Genomic DNA, 15,348 nt, shown 5'->3' on the forward strand with positions numbered 1-15,348 from the left:
ACTCCCAGCGCTTAAATTCGCACCATGGTTCACGATTCCACCGACAATCCGGATGAGGCGCGCGCGCGCAAATCGCCGCGGGCCGCTGCGACCGACACTCCGCCCGAGGGGCTGACGCCGCCGGATCTCGATCCCGCGGCCGCCGGCGGCGACGACGAGGACGAGGCGCGGCTGCCGGACATCCTGGAGGAGAGCGGCGCGGTCGGCGAGGAGCCGCTGGCGACGGGCCATGAGGCGATCGAGCGCGCGGTCCGGCTCGCCCCCACCTCGCCCGGCGTCTATCGCATGCTCAGTGCGAATGCCGACGTGCTCTATGTCGGCAAGGCCAAGAACGTCAAAAAGCGCCTGTCGAACTATGCGCGCCAAAGTGCGCCGCAGCCGGCGCGCATCCTGCGCATGATCGCCGCTACCGTGACCGTGGAAATCATCTCGACCACGACCGAGACCGAAGCGCTGCTGCTCGAGGCCAACCTCATTAAGCAGCTCCGGCCGCGCTTCAACGTGCAGCTGCGCGACGACAAGTCGTTTCCCTACATCCTGATCACCGGCGACCATTGGGCGCCGCAGATCCTCAAGCACCGCGGCGCCCAGTCGCGGCCCGGCCGCTATTTCGGCCCGTTCGCTTCCGCCGGTGCCGTCAACCGCACCATCACCGCGCTGCAGCGCGCGTTCCTGATCCGCTCCTGCACCGACTCCTTCTTCGAGAGCCGCACCCGACCCTGCCTGCTCTACCAGATCCGCCGCTGCGCCGGTCCCTGCACCCGCGAAATCGACTTCCCCGGCTACACGACGCTGGTGCGCGAGGCGACCGACTTCCTGTCCGGCAAGAGCCAGGCGGTGAAGAAGGAGCTCGCGGGCGAAATGGAAAAGGCCTCGGGCGAGCTCGAATTCGAAAGCGCGGCGCTCTACCGCGACCGCCTCGCCGCGCTATCGGCGATCCAGTCGCAGCAGGGCATCAATCCGCGTACGGTGGAAGAAGCCGACGTGTTCGCCATCCACCAGGAAGGCGGCTTCTCCTGCGTCGAAGTGTTCTTCTTCCGCACCGGACAGAACTGGGGCAACCGCGCCTATTTCCCGCGGGCGGAGAAGACCTACACGCCGGAAGAGGTGCTCGGGTCCTTCCTCGCCCAGTTCTACGACGACAAGCCGCCGCCGAAGCACATCCTGCTCTCGCACGAGATCGAGGAGAGCGAGCTGCTGGCCAATGCGCTGTCGATCAAGGCCGGCCACAAGGTCGAGGTCACGACGCCCAAGCGCGGCGAGAAGAAGGAGCTGGTCACCCACGCGCTGACCAATGCGCGCGAGGCGCTGGGCCGCAAGCTCGCGGATACCGCGACCCAGAGCCGCCTGCTCGACGCCATCGCCACGACGCTGAGCCTGCCGCATTCCCCCAAGCGCATCGAGGTCTACGACAACAGCCACATCCAGGGCACCAACGCGGTCGGCGCCATGATCGTCGCCGGCCCCGATGGGTTCGTGAAAAACCAGTACCGCAAGTTCAACATCAAGTCCGAAGGGATCACGCCGGGCGACGACTTCGCGATGATGCGCGAAGTGCTGGAGCGCCGCTTCAAGCGCCTGATCAACCCGCCCGAGGAAGCTGCGGCCAAAGCGAAGGACGACGATTTCCCGCAATGGCCCGATCTCGTCATCATCGACGGCGGTCGCGGCCAGCTCAATGCGGTCCGGGAGATCTTCACAAATCTCGGCCTGACCCAGGTGTCGCTGATGTCGGTCGCCAAGGGGCCGGACCGGGATGCCGGCCGCGAGACCCTGTTCATGCCCGAGCGCGAGGCGATCAAGCTGGAGCCGCGCGATCCCGTGCTCTATTTCATCCAGCGGCTACGCGACGAGGCCCACCGCTTCGTCATCGGTTCGCACCGCAAGCTGCGCAAGAAGGACATTCGCGAGGCCGGCTTGCAGGAGATTCCGGGCATCGGCCCGTCACGCAAACGTGCCTTGCTGCATCATTTCGGAACCCTGAAGGAGATCGAACGGGCCTCGATCGTCGATCTCGGCAAGGTTCCGGGGGTGAGCGCCGAGAGCGCGCGCAGGATTTTCGACTATTTCCATCCCCAGCCGGGGTGAACTCAAGGGAGCCGCGGTCATATGGTCGTCGCATCCCGCACCCCATTTGGGAGCTGGACAGTTGACCTTCAGGCACCAGCGGTATTGGTAGGACGGATGAACATCGCCACGACACGAGGGACGAACAGCCGCGCGATGTCCCTCCCGAACATCCTGACCTATGGCCGGATCGCCGCGATCCCGGTCGTGGTCGGGTGCATCTACGCGCAATCGATTCTGGACCAGCCGCTGTGGCTGCGCTGGGTGGCGGTCGCCATCTTCATCGCGGCAGCAGTGACCGATTACCTCGACGGCTATTACGCCCGGATATGGAATCAGCAATCGGCGTTCGGCCGGATGCTCGATCCGATCGCCGACAAGCTGCTGGTCGCCTCCTGCCTGCTGATGCTGGCCGCGGACGGCATCATCCACGGCTGGTCACTATGGGCCGCGATCGTGATCCTGTGCCGCGAGATCCTGGTTTCGGGCCTGCGCGAATACCTCGCCGCGCTGCGCGTCAGCGTTCCGGTGACCAAGCTTGCCAAGTGGAAGACGACCGTCCAGCTCGTCGCCATCGGCTTCCTGATCGCCGGTCCGGCCGGCGACGAGGTGATGCCGATCGTCTCGATGATCGGGCTGGTGCTGCTGTGGGCCTCGGCGATCCTCACCATGTACACCGGTTACGATTATTTCAGCTCCGGCATCCATCACCTCATCAAGGAGGATGAGGCATGAAGGTGAAGTACTTCGCCTGGGTGCGCGAGCGCGTCGGCAAGGCCGAGGAGACGATCGAGCCGCCCGCGACCGTGCGTACCGTCGAGGAGCTGATCGCCTGGCTGTCCGGCCGGAGCGAGGCTTACGCTTATGCCTTCGAGAAGCCCAAGGTGATCCGCACCGCGATCGACCACACCCACGTCAAGTCGGACGCCGCCATCGCCGGCGCCCGCGAGATCGCGTTCTTCCCGCCGATGACCGGCGGCTAGGCCATGACATCCACTGCCACATCCTGCCCCGTTACCATCCGCATCCAGGAAGACGATTTCGACATCGCGCGCGAGATCGCGGTCCTGACCAAAAGCCGCACCGACATCGGTGCCGTCGTCAGCTTCTCCGGCATCTGCCGCGGCGACGAGGACAGCGCGAAGATCGCGGCGCTGACGCTCGAACATTACCCCGGCATGGCGGAGGAAGAGATCAAGCGCCATGCCGACGAAGCGACATCGCGCTGGCCGCTCAACGGCGTCACGGTGATCCATCGCGTCGGGCGGTTCATGCCCGGCCAGAACATCGTTCTGGTGCTCACCGCCTCGCAGCACCGCCAGGCGGCGTTTCAGGCCGCCGAGTTCCTGATGGACTATCTCAAGACCAACGCGCCGTTCTGGAAAAAGGAAGAGAGCGCCACCGGCACCGGCTGGGTCGAGGCCCACGCCCGTGACGACGAGGCCGCCGCACGCTGGACCCGATCCTGATGGCAAGAGCATCCAAGAAGACCGTGCGCGGCCGCGCCGCCCCGAAACTCGCGAAGGTCGGCCGCGGCGAGCTGCTCACGCTGATCGATTTCGTCCGCTATGCGGTGAGCCGCTTCACCGAGGCCAAGCTCGCCTTTGCGCACGGCACGACGGATCCGGTCGCCGAAGCCGTCTTCCTGGTTTGCGAGGCCCTGCACCTGCACCCCGACCAGTTCGAGATCTTTGCCCATGCCTGCGTCACGACGGCGGAAGGCAAGACGCTTCTCGACCTCATCCATAAACGCGTGACCACGCGCAAACCGGCCGCCTATCTCGTCAACAAGATCTACATGCGCGGCCTGCCCTTCTATGTCGACGAGCGCGTCATCGTTCCGCGCTCCTTCATCGGCGAGCTGCTGGAGTCGCATTTCGGCGGCGACGGCGAAATGGGGTCCCTGGTCGACGATCCTACGGGTGTCGAGCGCGTGCTCGACCTCTGCACCGGCTCGGGGTGCCTGGCGATCCTCGCCGCGCATCATTTCCCGAACGCGACGATCGACGCCGTCGATATCTCCAAGGGCGCGCTCGAAGTCGCCGCGCGCAATGTCAGCGAACACGGGCTCGACGAGCGGATCACGCTCCACCGCGGCGATCTGTTCGCCCCGCTCGGCGACAACAAATACGATCTGATCATTACCAACCCGCCTTACGTCGATGCCGAGGGCATGGCCGCGCTGCCGCCGGAATGCCGGGCCGAGCCGAAGCTCGCCTTCGACGGCGGCGCCGACGGTCTCGACGTGGTGCGCCGCATCCTGCACGACGCACCCGACCACCTCACGCCGGATGGCGGACTGCTCTGCGAGATCGGCCGCGGCCGCGAATTGATCGACGAGGCATTTCCGGAACTGCCGCTGCTCTGGCTCGACACCGAGGAGTCCGAGGGCGAGGTGTTCTGGATCGCGGCCGCCGATCTCGGCTGATCCGTCCCGACAATCGAGCTCCGGCGGAACAAGTCAAATTCCGCCACGTTCATCCCGGGACGAAGTTCTCGTTTTCGGAGGATATCCGCATGCTCGCGCCATCGGGCGAATTGCTGCGCGCCGGCATGGCGCTGAAACTCAACCATCTCAAGCGGGCAGCCCAGTCCTACTTGCGCGACCGCACCAACCAGGCCACCGGGCACGCTACGTCCTATGCGGTCGCGGCGGCATTGTATGCGGCGGCCGGGCTGTTCCTGATCGCGACCTCCTTTGTCGGCCTGATCGCGATGTACCGCTGGGTTGCCATCACCTATGGACAATTCTGGGGTTTTGGCGCCGTCGCGGCCGTGCTGCTGGTGCTGGCTGCGACCTGCGCCGGAGCAGCGATGGCGCAGATGAAGCGCAAAACCCGGCCGATCGTGCCGCTCGCCAGCCGGATGCGCGTTGCGATCGCCACCCCGCGGATTCCGCGCGGAACGGTCCAGCAAGCGGTGAAGGAGGTTGCGACCGCGATTCCCCTGGTGCCGCTCGGGCCGGATGAACGCCGCCATGGCGGCAGCACGTCGCCGACGCGGACCAACCGGCCCGTGCAGCTTGGCCTGATGCTCGCGGCCGTCGGGCTGATCGGCTTCACGGCCGCGCGCCGCAGGCGGCATGGACACGGATTGGACGCTTGAGGTGCCGGCGCGGCGGTCGGAGCAGTTCGACAGCTGGCTGCTGATTGCCGCCACGGCTGTTCTGGTGCTGACTGCCGAGCGCTATTTTCAGGAGTCCGGCCTCATCAAGTCCGGCGCCTTGCAAAACGCGCCGAGAACCAGCGTGACGCAAGCGACGAGCCGGCCCGATCACGGCCGCCACTCGAAAAGCCCTTTCGCAATTCCCTGGGCCGGCTGGAAGGAGATCTTCCGGCGCACCTACCGGCGCATCGACGACGATCGCCTGCTCGCGACCGCCGGAGGCGTCGTCTTTTTCGGCCTGCTCGCGATCTTTCCCGCCGTGACCGCGCTGGTCTCGTCCTATGGCCTGTTCGCCGATCCCTCGACGATCAGCGCCAACCTCCAGAGCCTCGCGATGATGCTGCCCGAGGGCGCATTCCAGATCGTCGAGGACCAGGTCGCGCGCGTGGTCTCGAACGGCAATACGGCGCTCGGTGCCGCCTTCCTGCTCGGCCTCATGCTCGCGGTCTGGAGCGCCAATGCCGGCGTCAAATCCATTTTCGACGCCCTCAACGTCGCCTATGAGGCGCGCGAGAAGCGCGGCTTCATCAAGCTGAACCTGATGTCCCTGGCCTTCACGGTCGGCGGCATCGCCGCGCTTCTGCTGATGGTCGGCGCCGTCGTGGCCTTTCCGCTCGCGCTCGATCACATCGGCATCGCGCCCGAAAGCAAGCTGATCGCCGCGCTCGCGCGCTGGCCGCTGCTGCTCATCATTCTACTGGCGGCACTCGCCATGCTCTATCGCTTCGCGTCCAGCCGCGACGCACCGCGCTGGCAATGGCTGAGCGTCGGCGCGGTGACGGCCGCCCTGCTCTGGATCGCCGGCTCGGCGTTGCTCTCCTGGTATCTGTCGGCCTTCGCCAACTACAACGCAACCTACGGCTCGCTCGGCGCGGCGATCGGCCTGATGATGTGGATGTGGATGTCGGCCATCGTCATCATGTTCGGCGCCGAGCTGAACTCGGAGATCGAACGGGAGGCCAAAATGGCGCCCTGAGCCTGTGGTCAGGCCGGAGATCGTCCGGCCTGACCGAACTCCGCCCTCAGCGCCTGGTGATGACGGCTTCCAGATATTCGCTGTGCACGACCACCGTGCCGTCGTCGGCATGGTTGAACTCGCCCAGCAGTGTCATGAGATCGCGACGCAGGGCCGCCTGGCCGGTCTCGTCGAGCGCGGCGAAAGCCTTCAGCATCGGTCCATAGTACGATTTGAAGACATCGAGCCAGTGCTCCGGCGAGCGATAACGGAACACGAACATGCGCGGTTCGGTTGATATCTCCGTGGCCTTGGTGATGAACATCTCCTCGAGCCGTGCCTGCGTCCCCCACAGGGCCGGCGACTTCACACCCGCCGGCGGCGCCACATGCTTGCCGATGGTCTTGAAGAGCTGGCCGATGAAACCCTGCGGCGTCCAGCTGGCGAGGCCGATCTTGCCGCCGGATTTGCAGACCCGCGCAAGCTCGGAGGCTGCCTTGTCCTGGTCGGGCGTGAACATCACGCCGAAGGTCGAAACGACGACGTCGTAGCTGGCATCGGCAAACGGCAGCGCCTCGGCATCCGCCTCGCGAAATTCGACCGTCAGATGGTCCGCCGCCGCGCGTTCCTGTCCGCGCTTGAGCAGCGCCGGCACGTAGTCCGTGGATGTGACGTCACACCAGCGCCGCGCCGCCGCCAGTGTCGCATTGCCGTTGCCGGCGGCGACGTCCAGCACCTTGCTGCCGGCGCGCAGGTCCAGCGCCTCGCAGAGCTGCTCGCCGACGATCTGCAAGGTGGTGCCGACGACGGCGTAGTCGCCGGACGACCAGGCGCCTTGCTGGCGCTGCTTCACGGCGGCGAGATCGGGCTGGGCGGGGGCCGGCTTGAGCGCTGCGGATGTCGACATGGCAATTCTCCTGCGGTTGAAAACGCCGGGACGATAGGGCGCATGGGGCTCGCTGGCCTTGAGAGCGGCGTTATTTTACGCTGAGACTGCCTTGATTTCCCCGCGGGAGCCGAGGGCAGGGAATTGTGCTCGGCAGCCGCTGCCCTCAAGCGCCCGGCGAAACCGACGATTCGCCGCCAACGAGATTGCCGCCGTCCGTTCGTCCGACCATCGCGATGCTCCCGACCGCGAGCGCTGCTTGCGCCGGCTTTACTGACATAAGCCTTACAGAGGCCGCTATCCCCTCGAATCAACAATGATGTTAGGGTCATGCCGCTTGGGGAAGCATGAGGCGCGACGGGTTCGCACAGCGGCCCGTGTTTTCCCGGGGTGAGGCAGTCAGCTCTTTGAGGCGTAACGCGCGGCATGATTCGCATTTCGACGATCTTCATCGCCATCTGCATGGTTCTGGTCGCGGCCTCGCTCGGGCTTGTCCTCTACTCGGTCGCCGGCATCAACGGAACCGAATCCGCGATCGTGGCGCTGACCGCGCTGACCTTCCTGATCCTCTACAACGCGGTGTCGATGCGGCTGCGCGATCGCAACGACGTCGGCGGCCAGATTGCCGACCTGTCGCGCGGTACCGCCGACCTCGCCCGCCAGGTCGCCGAGTTCGGCCGGAGGCTGGCTGCGATCGAGGGGCGCATCGCCTCGTCCAACTCGACCAACACCGACCGCATTCAGTCTGTGGTCGGCGAGATCAACGAGCTCGGCGGGCTGGTCAGGCAGCTCGCGACCACCGTGTCGGCTCACGAAGATCTCCTGGCCGGCGCCCCGCCGCCCCCCTCTCCCGCCCCGGTCGCGAAGCCGGAACCGGAAGCGCCGATCGACCTGGCTGCGCCCTTCGAGGAGAGCCCCGCCGCCCCGCCGCCAATTCCCGTACCGGCGCCGCAGCCGACACCGCCAGCCGTTCAGACCAAGACTGCCAACGCAGTCCAGACGGTCAACGGACGCAACCAGACCCAGATGCTGGCGACGCTGCGCAACGCGATCGACGAGAATCGCATCGACATCTTCCTGCAGCCGATGGTGACGCTGCCGCAGCGCAAGGTGCGGTTCTACGAGGCGGTGACGCGGGTGCGTGATGGGCGCGACCAGCTGATTGCCGCCGAGGAGTTCATCAGCATCGCCGAGGCCTCGGGGCTGATCGGGCGCATCGACAACATGGTGATGTTGCGCTGCGTGCAAGTGCTGCGCCGCCTGATGGTGCGCAACAAGGATGTCGGCGTGTTCTGCAACGTCGCGGCTTCCACGCTCGGCAATTCGACCAGCTTCGCGCAGTGCCTCGACTTCCTCGAAGCCAACCGGGCGCTGGCGCCGTCGCTGGTGCTGGAATTCAAGCAATCGACCTTCCGCAATCTCGGCCCGGCCGAGACCGAGAATCTCGCAGCGCTCGCCCAGCGCGGCTTCCGCTTCTCGATCGACCACGTCACCGATCTGCGCATCGAGCCGCGCGAGCTCGCCGACCGCGGCGTGCGCTTCATCAAGGTGCCGGCCTCGCTCCTGCTCGACCCCAGGCAAGCCTCGACCTCGGACATCCACCCCTCCGACCTCTCCGATCTGCTCGGCCGCTTCGGCATCGACCTGATCGCCGAGCGCATCGAAGGCGAGCGCGCGGTGGTCGATTTGCTCGACTATGACGTGCGGTTCGGCCAGGGCTTCCTGTTCGCGCCGCCCCGGCCATTGCGGCCGGAAGGGGCATCTGCTACCGGCGGAGCCGCGCCGAACCAGGCGCAGGACACCCAGGGATTCAATGGCTCCGCTCCCCCCAGCCCAGGTGCGACGACGTCTTCAGCACCTCCAGCCCAACGCATCACCACCGGCAGCGCGGCGCTCGCGCGGCGTATCTGATCGGCCGCGCGCATCATGACCACGCTGCATTTTGCCGAAAGCCTGCGCGAGCTCGTGGGCGGTGTGGACGTCGTGCTCAGCGACATCTGGGGCGTGGTCCATAACGGCCTGGAATCCTTCCCCGAAGCCTGCGAGGCGCTGCACACCTATCGCAGCCGTGGCGGTACGGTGATCCTGATCACCAACGCGCCACGCCCGGCCGATTCGGTACAGCGGCAGCTCCGCAAGCTCGGCGTCGCGGACGAGGCCTATGACGCCATCGTCTCGTCGGGCGACCTGACGCGGCTCTATGTCGCCGAGCATCCCGGCCGCAAGATGTTCTGGCTCGGGCCAGAGCGCGACAACTCGATCTATCGCGGCCTCGATGCGGTGACGGCGCCGCTGGAAGAGGCCGACTACATCGTCTGCACCGGCCCCTTTGACGACGAGACCGAGACGCCGGAAGACTATCGCGGCATGATGCTGCAGGCGCGCGAACGCAAACTGCCTCTGGTGTGCGCCAACCCTGATATCGTGGTCGAACGCGGCGACCGGCTGATCTATTGCGCCGGCGCGATTGCCGAACTCTATCGCGAGATCGGCGGCGAGGTGATCTTCTATGGCAAGCCGCACCGGCCGATCTACGAGCGTGCGATGGCGCTCGCCGGCGAGCGCCAGGGCCACCCAATCGACCGGAAAAAGGTGCTGGCGATCGGTGATTCCGTCCGCACCGACCTGACCGGCGCGCGCGAATTCGGCATCGACTGCCTGTTCGTCACCCGCGGCATCCATGCCGAGGAGTTCGAGGGCCTCGACCAGCTCGACCCGACATCGGTGATGGAATTGTTCGGCCACCCGCCGAAGGCGCTGATGCGCGAATTGAAGTGGTGATGCGGCCGTAGCGCGGCACGCTGCCGCGCTTGGACCAATCGCCTGGCGATAGACGCCGTCATGGCCGGGCTTGTCCCGGCCATCCACGTCCCACCACGCGTGCACAAGAACGTGGATGCCCGGGACAAGCCCGGGCATGACGATCCTGATAGAGGATTTTGTTCGGAGGGGAGCGCGCTTACGCGCTCGCCATGTCCGGGAAGACCGCCTCGATCTTGGTCTTCAGCGTCGCCGCGTTGAACGGCTTGACGATGTAGTTGTTCACGCCGGCCTTCTTGGCGGCGATCACGTTCTCGGTCTTCGATTCGGCCGTGATCATGATGAAGGGCGTGGTGGCGAGGTTCGGATCCGCGCGCACTTCGCGCAGCAAATCGTAGCCCGTCATCGGCTCCATGTTCCAGTCGGAGATCACGAGGCCATACTTCTTGCCGCGCATCTTGTTCAGCGCCGCCGAACCATCGCTGGCATCATCGATATTCTCGAAGCCAAGCTGCTTCAGCAGATTCCTGATGATACGGATCATGGTGCTGTAGTCGTCAACCACCAGAACCGACATCGACAAATCAACCGCCATCTCGACTCCCCCAACGCAAACCAGGAATGTTACAATCGGACCCGCCAGCTCTAGCCCCGCGGTTCCACGTTTCAAGAACTAGCACCAAGGCGTTAAACAGCGCGTTAATCGCGGGCGCCCTCGAAGGACTGAAATCGCATTCAATGCGCCCGCCCCCTCCCGCTTGACTTCATCCGGCCGGACAAGCCACGGTCCGGGCCGGTCCTGCCGCTTCGAGAATTCCCCTGATGGCCCCGCATTTTACCGTTATTCGCGACTCCACGCCGGATTCCGCGATTTTAAGGGGCGCCGTGGTCGCGATGGGCAATTTCGACGGTGTTCATCTCGGCCATCGCGCGGTGATCGCGGCGGCCCTGGAAATGGGCCGATCGCATGGCCGCCCTGCGCTGGCGTTGACCTTCGAGCCGCATCCGCGCCGGTTTTTCAGCCCGAACACCCCGCAATTCCGCCTGACGGACGAGCCGGCGAAGCTGCGGCTGCTGGCCGGTACCGGGCTTGCCGGCGCCGTGGTCATGACCTTCGACAAGGCGAGGGCCGGCACCAGTGCGCAAGATTTCATTCACCATGACCTGATCGGACGCCTCGGCGTCAGCGGCATAGCGGTCGGCTACGACTTCCATTTCGGCAAGGGGCGGGTCGGCTCGCCGAGCCTGCTGGCCGACGAGGCACCCCGGCTCGGTATCGAGGTCGACGTGCAGCCGCATGTCGACATCGACGAGCGGCCGGTCTCCTCCAGCGCCATCCGGATCGCGCTCGCCGAAGGCCAGATCGACGAGGCCACCACCATGCTGGGCGCCCCCTGGTTCATCACCGGTGAGGTGATCCACGGCGAAAAGCGCGGCCGCGACCTCGGCTATCCCACCGCCAACATCCGCCTCGATGCCAATTGCGGCCTCAAGCACGGCATCTACGCGGTGCGGGTCGGGCGCGGCGCCGAGAGGCTGGACGGGGTGGCGAGCTTCGGCCGCCGCCCGACCTTTGATAATGGCGCGCCCCTGCTGGAAATCTTCCTGTTCGACTTCAAGGGCGACCTCTACGGGCAGGCACTCGATTGTGCCTTCGTCGGCTTCATCCGCGAGGAGCTGAAATTCGACAATCTGGAGGCCCTGATCCGCCAGATGGATGACGATTCCATCCGCGCCCGCGCCATCCTGGCCGCCGCCCCGGACGCCTTTCCGCGGCTTGGCGCCGTCGGTTGAGACCGAAAGACCGGCCCGCCGGACCTTTGCGCTTCCCCCTTCCGGCTGCTATGGAGAGCCCATGTTTGCGCGGCGCATCATAGGGATTAGCGGCCCGGCTTCCGCCTGAGCTTTCGGCTCGGCGCAAGACCGGGATTTCGTCGTTCCGCCCCGCGATTCCGCATCGCCATCCGTTTCCGCGCCATTCCGAGCCAGTCAGCCTCATGTCCGAAAAGCCGCAAAAGTCCGACGCCCAAAAATCCGACGCCAAGGACTATTCGAAAACCCTGTTCCTGCCGCAGACGGAATTCCCGATGCGCGCCGGCCTGCCGCAGCGCGAGCCGGAGATCCTGAAATACTGGAACGACATCGGCCTCTACGACAAGCTCCGCAAGGAAGCCGAGGGCCGCGCCAAGTTCGTGCTGCATGACGGCCCGCCCTACGCCAACGGCAACATCCATATCGGGCACGCGCTGAACAAGATCCTCAAGGACGTCGTGACCAAGAGCCAGCAGATGCTCGGTTTCGACTCCAATTACGTGCCCGGCTGGGACTGCCACGGCCTGCCGATCGAATGGAAGATCGAGGAGGAGAACTACCGCTCCAAGGGCAAGCAGAAGCCGGATTTCCGCGACTCCGCCGCGATGGTGGCGTTCCGGAAAGAGTGCCGCGCCTATGCGACGCACTGGATCAACGTGCAGCGCGAGGAATTCAAGCGGCTCGGCATCATCGGCGACTGGGACCATCCCTATCAGACGATGAGCTATCCGGCCGAAGCGCAAATCGCCCGCGAACTGATGAAGTTCGCAGCCAACGGCACGCTCTATCGCGGCTCCAAGCCGGTGATGTGGAGCGTGGTCGAGAAGACCGCGCTTGCGGAGGCCGAGGTCGAGTATGAGGACCACACCTCCGACACGGTATGGGTGAAGTTTCCGGTCACCTCGCCGGCCCACGGCGCGCTCGCCTCGGCCAGCGTCGTGATCTGGACCACCACGCCGTGGACGCTGCCGGGCAACCGCGCGATCTCGTTCTCGCCGAAGATCGGCTACGGCCTCTATGAGGTCACCGACGCGCCTGCGGATAACTGGGCCAAGAACGGCGATCTGCTGATCCTGGCGGATGCGCTGGCCGAAAGCGTGTTCAAGCAGGCCCGCGTCACCGCCTACAAGAAGGTGCGCGACATCCCGGCCGACACGCTCGATGCGGTCGAATGCGCTCATCCGCTGAAAGGCACCGGCGGCGGCTACGAATTCACGGTCCCGTTGCTTCCCGGCGATCACGTCACCGACGACACCGGCACCGGCTTCGTGCACACCGCGCCAGGTCACGGCCGCGAAGACTTTGATGTCTGGATGACCAATGCGCGCGAACTGGATGCGCGCGGCATCAACACCACGATCCCCTATACGGTCGACGAAAACGGCGCCCTCACCGACCATGCCCCCGGCTTCACCGGCAAGCGCGTGCTCACCGACAAGGGCGAGAAGGGCGATGCCAACGAGGCCGTGATCAAGGCGCTGATCGAGGCCGGCAAGCTGCTCGCGCGCGGCCGCCTCAAGCACCAATATCCGCATTCATGGCGCTCGAAGAAACCGGTGATCTTCCGCAACACGCCGCAATGGTTCATCGCGATGGACAAGGACATCAGCGATGACGGGCACGCGAAGAAGGGCGACACGCTGCGCGCCCGCGCGCTGCACGCGATCTCGGTCACGCAATGGGTGCCGCCGTCGGGCGAGAACCGCATCAACGGCATGATCGCCAATCGTCCGGACTGGGTGATCTCGCGCCAGCGCGCCTGGGGCGTGCCGATCGCAGTGTTCGTGCGCGAGAAGAGCGACGGTTCGGCCGAGATCCTGCAGGACGAGATCGTCAACCAACGCATCGCCGAAGCCTTCATGACGGAAGGCGCCGACGCCTGGTACATGGACGGCGCCCGCGAGCGCTTCCTCGGGTCCCGCGCGAGCGAAGACTGGAAGAAGATCGACGACATCTGCGACGTCTGGTTCGATTCCGGCTCTACGCACGCCTTCGTGCTTGAGGATCGCCAGAACTTCCCGCAGCTCGGCAACATCGTCCGCAAGGTCGACGGCGGCAGCGACACCGTGATGTATCTGGAAGGCAGCGACCAGCATCGCGGCTGGTTCCACTCCTCGCTGCTGGAAAGCGCGGGCACGCGCGGCCGCGCGCCCTACGACATCGTGCTCACCCACGGCTTCACGCTCGACGAGAACGGCCGCAAGATGTCGAAGTCGATCGGCAACACCGTCGAGCCGCAGAAGGTGATCAAGGATTCGGGCGCGGACATCCTGCGCCTGTGGGTCTGCGCGACCGACTATGCCGACGACCAGCGCATCGGCCCGGAGATCCTGAAGAACACCATCGAGACCTATCGCAAGCTGCGCAACACCACGCGCTGGATGCTTGGAACGCTGCATCACTTCAAGCCGAGCGAGAAGGTCGCCCATGCCGAGATGCCCGAGCTCGAGCGGTTGATGCTGCACGAACTGGCCGGCCATGCCGAAAACATTCGCAAGGCCTACGCCGCGTTCGACTACAAGACCGTCGTCGCGAGCCTCTCGGCCTTCATGAACTCAGAGCTGTCCGCGTTCTATTTCGACATCCGCAAGGACACGCTGTATTGCGATCCGCCGTCCTCGGTGGCGCGCAAGGCAGCGCTCACCACGATCGACCTGTTGTGCGACGCCATCCTGAAATGGCTCGCCCCGATCCTCAGCTTCACGACCGACGAGGCCTGGCGGATGTTCCGGCCGGATGCGGCGCCTTCCGTCCATTTGACCCTCTTCCCCGAGGGCCTCGAACAATTCCGTGACGCAAGGCTCGCCGCGAAATGGGAGATCATTCGCAACGTCCGCCGCGTCGTCACCGGTGCGCTCGAGCTCGAGCGTGCGGCCAAGAACATCGGCTCGTCGCTGGAGGCCTCGCCGGTGATCTATGTCGCCGAGCGCGACATGCTGGCGACGCTGTTCGACATCGACCTCGCCGAGATCTGCATCACCTCGAACTACGAGGTCCGCGAGGGTGAGGCGCCGGCATCGGCGTTCCGTCTCGATGCCGTGCCCGGTGTCGCGGTCGTGGTCGAGAAGGCGGTCGGCACCAAATGCGCCCGCTCCTGGAAGATTTCGCCGACGGTCGGCGAAGACCCCGAATATCCCGACGTCACCCCGCGCGACGCCAAGGCGCTGCGCGAATGGAAGGCGCTCGGGGTGGTGGCCTGAGCCCGGCTATGGCCCCACTCCGCGCCGGCATCCTCGCGGCAATGGTCACGCTCGTGGCCGACCAGGCCTCGAAGCTCTGGCTGCTGAACGTGTTCGACCTCGCCCGCCGCGGCGTGGTGAAGGTGATGCCGTTCTTTGACCTGGTGCTGGCCTGGAACATCGGCATCAGCTTCGGCTGGCTCCAGAACGACAGCCAGGCCGCCCAGATCGGGCTGATGGCGGTCAAGGCCGTGGCCGTGGTCGCCCTCGCCATCTGGATGGCCCGCTCGCACACCCTGCTGGCGACGGTCGCGCTTGGCCTGATCATCGGCGGCGCCATCGGCAACGGCATCGATCGCTTCGCCTATGGCGCGGTGGTCGATTTCGCCCTGTTCCATCTCGAGATCGGCGGAAATACCTATAATTGGTACGTGTTTAACCTCGCGGACGTAGCCATCGTTGTCGGGGTGGCGGGGCTATTGTATGATTCCTTCCTGGGGGTACCCGCCGCAAAAGCGCCCTGA

General features: G+C 65.5%; 14 protein-coding genes. 12 read left to right on the top strand and 2 right to left on the bottom strand.

Annotation, left to right across the window (positions count from 1 at the left end):
- Positions 1-24: 24 nt before the first annotated feature.
- The 7 genes from uvrC to F8237_RS10105 all read left to right on the top strand — a co-directional run bounded on the left by uvrC (position 25) and on the right by F8237_RS10105 (position 6,208).
- Positions 25-2,088, top strand: a complete 2,064-nt coding sequence (gene uvrC, locus F8237_RS10075) for an excinuclease ABC subunit UvrC (protein ID WP_151644207.1) — start codon at positions 25-27, stop codon at positions 2,086-2,088.
- A 96-nt stretch (positions 2,089-2,184) separates the two neighbouring features.
- A complete protein-coding gene (gene pgsA / locus F8237_RS10080; RefSeq protein ID WP_151644209.1) occupies positions 2,185-2,802 on the top strand; it encodes a CDP-diacylglycerol--glycerol-3-phosphate 3-phosphatidyltransferase in 618 nt (205 codons plus the stop codon).
- On the top strand, positions 2,799-3,050 hold the full coding sequence (gene moaD, locus F8237_RS10085; protein WP_092029492.1) for a molybdopterin converting factor subunit 1: 252 nt from the start codon (positions 2,799-2,801) through the stop codon (positions 3,048-3,050). The genes pgsA and moaD overlap by 4 nt, the downstream gene beginning before the upstream one ends.
- Before the next feature lie 3 nt (positions 3,051-3,053).
- Positions 3,054-3,536, top strand: a complete 483-nt coding sequence (locus F8237_RS10090) for a molybdenum cofactor biosynthesis protein MoaE (protein WP_151644211.1) — start codon at positions 3,054-3,056, stop codon at positions 3,534-3,536.
- Positions 3,536-4,495, top strand: coding sequence for a 50S ribosomal protein L3 N(5)-glutamine methyltransferase (gene prmB / locus F8237_RS10095; protein WP_151644213.1), 960 nt, complete (start codon positions 3,536-3,538; stop codon positions 4,493-4,495). The genes F8237_RS10090 and prmB overlap by 1 nt, the downstream gene beginning before the upstream one ends.
- 89 nt (positions 4,496-4,584) lie before the next feature.
- Positions 4,585-5,172 carry a phage holin family protein gene (locus F8237_RS10100; RefSeq protein ID WP_151644215.1) on the top strand — a complete coding sequence of 196 codons (588 nt, stop codon included), beginning with the start codon at positions 4,585-4,587 and terminating at the stop codon, positions 5,170-5,172.
- A gap of 1 nt (position 5,173) precedes the next feature.
- Positions 5,174-6,208, top strand: coding sequence for a YihY/virulence factor BrkB family protein (locus tag F8237_RS10105; RefSeq protein WP_151650510.1), 1,035 nt, complete (start codon positions 5,174-5,176; stop codon positions 6,206-6,208).
- Positions 6,209-6,254: 46 nt separating this feature from the next.
- On the opposite strand, the gene F8237_RS10110 is transcribed toward F8237_RS10105, so the two are convergent.
- Positions 6,255-7,094 carry a class I SAM-dependent methyltransferase gene (locus F8237_RS10110; RefSeq protein WP_151644218.1) on the bottom strand — a complete coding sequence of 280 codons (840 nt, stop codon included), beginning with the start codon at positions 7,092-7,094 and terminating at the stop codon, positions 6,255-6,257.
- Positions 7,095-7,499: 405 nt separating this feature from the next.
- Between F8237_RS10110 and F8237_RS10115 the strand changes: the two genes are divergently transcribed.
- Both F8237_RS10115 and F8237_RS10120 read left to right on the top strand, forming a co-directional pair.
- Positions 7,500-8,984: an EAL domain-containing protein gene (locus F8237_RS10115; RefSeq protein ID WP_151644220.1), complete on the top strand. Its 1,485-nt coding sequence runs from the start codon at positions 7,500-7,502 to the stop codon at positions 8,982-8,984.
- Positions 8,985-8,999: 15 nt separating this feature from the next.
- A complete protein-coding gene (locus F8237_RS10120; protein WP_151644222.1) occupies positions 9,000-9,854 on the top strand; it encodes a TIGR01459 family HAD-type hydrolase in 855 nt (284 codons plus the stop codon).
- A gap of 178 nt (positions 9,855-10,032) precedes the next feature.
- Here the strand turns inward: F8237_RS10120 and F8237_RS10125 are convergent, their stop codons facing one another.
- Positions 10,033-10,428, bottom strand: a complete 396-nt coding sequence (locus F8237_RS10125; RefSeq protein WP_007596883.1) for a response regulator — start codon at positions 10,426-10,428, stop codon at positions 10,033-10,035.
- A gap of 227 nt (positions 10,429-10,655) precedes the next feature.
- Between F8237_RS10125 and F8237_RS10130 the strand changes: the two genes are divergently transcribed.
- From F8237_RS10130 to lspA, 3 genes are all read left to right on the top strand, one after another.
- A complete protein-coding gene (locus tag F8237_RS10130; RefSeq protein WP_151644224.1) occupies positions 10,656-11,627 on the top strand; it encodes a bifunctional riboflavin kinase/FAD synthetase in 972 nt (323 codons plus the stop codon).
- Between the two features lie 203 nt (positions 11,628-11,830).
- Complete coding sequence (ileS, locus tag F8237_RS10135; protein WP_151644226.1) at positions 11,831-14,845, top strand: isoleucine--tRNA ligase; 3,015 nt, start codon at positions 11,831-11,833, stop codon at positions 14,843-14,845.
- A gap of 8 nt (positions 14,846-14,853) precedes the next feature.
- Positions 14,854-15,348 carry a signal peptidase II gene (lspA, locus tag F8237_RS10140; RefSeq protein WP_162005973.1) on the top strand — a complete coding sequence of 165 codons (495 nt, stop codon included), beginning with the start codon at positions 14,854-14,856 and terminating at the stop codon, positions 15,346-15,348.

Source organism: Bradyrhizobium betae, from assembly GCF_008932115.1.
In the GTDB taxonomy this organism is placed as follows: domain Bacteria; phylum Pseudomonadota; class Alphaproteobacteria; order Rhizobiales; family Xanthobacteraceae; genus Bradyrhizobium; species Bradyrhizobium betae.

Coding starts and splice junctions, on each gene's coding strand:
- uvrC (WP_151644207.1), top strand. CDS start 25: ATGGTTCACGATTCCACCGACAATCCGGATGAGGCGCGCGCGCGCAAA.
- pgsA (WP_151644209.1), top strand. CDS start 2,185: ATGAACATCGCCACGACACGAGGGACGAACAGCCGCGCGATGTCCCTC.
- moaD (WP_092029492.1), top strand. CDS start 2,799: ATGAAGGTGAAGTACTTCGCCTGGGTGCGCGAGCGCGTCGGCAAGGCC.
- F8237_RS10090 (WP_151644211.1), top strand. CDS start 3,054: ATGACATCCACTGCCACATCCTGCCCCGTTACCATCCGCATCCAGGAA.
- prmB (WP_151644213.1), top strand. CDS start 3,536: ATGGCAAGAGCATCCAAGAAGACCGTGCGCGGCCGCGCCGCCCCGAAA.
- F8237_RS10100 (WP_151644215.1), top strand. CDS start 4,585: ATGCTCGCGCCATCGGGCGAATTGCTGCGCGCCGGCATGGCGCTGAAA.
- F8237_RS10110 (WP_151644218.1), bottom strand. CDS start 7,094: ATGTCGACATCCGCAGCGCTCAAGCCGGCCCCCGCCCAGCCCGATCTC.
- F8237_RS10115 (WP_151644220.1), top strand. CDS start 7,500: ATGATTCGCATTTCGACGATCTTCATCGCCATCTGCATGGTTCTGGTC.
- F8237_RS10120 (WP_151644222.1), top strand. CDS start 9,000: ATGACCACGCTGCATTTTGCCGAAAGCCTGCGCGAGCTCGTGGGCGGT.
- F8237_RS10125 (WP_007596883.1), bottom strand. CDS start 10,428: ATGGCGGTTGATTTGTCGATGTCGGTTCTGGTGGTTGACGACTACAGC.
- F8237_RS10130 (WP_151644224.1), top strand. CDS start 10,656: ATGGCCCCGCATTTTACCGTTATTCGCGACTCCACGCCGGATTCCGCG.
- ileS (WP_151644226.1), top strand. CDS start 11,831: ATGTCCGAAAAGCCGCAAAAGTCCGACGCCCAAAAATCCGACGCCAAG.
- lspA (WP_162005973.1), top strand. CDS start 14,854: ATGGCCCCACTCCGCGCCGGCATCCTCGCGGCAATGGTCACGCTCGTG.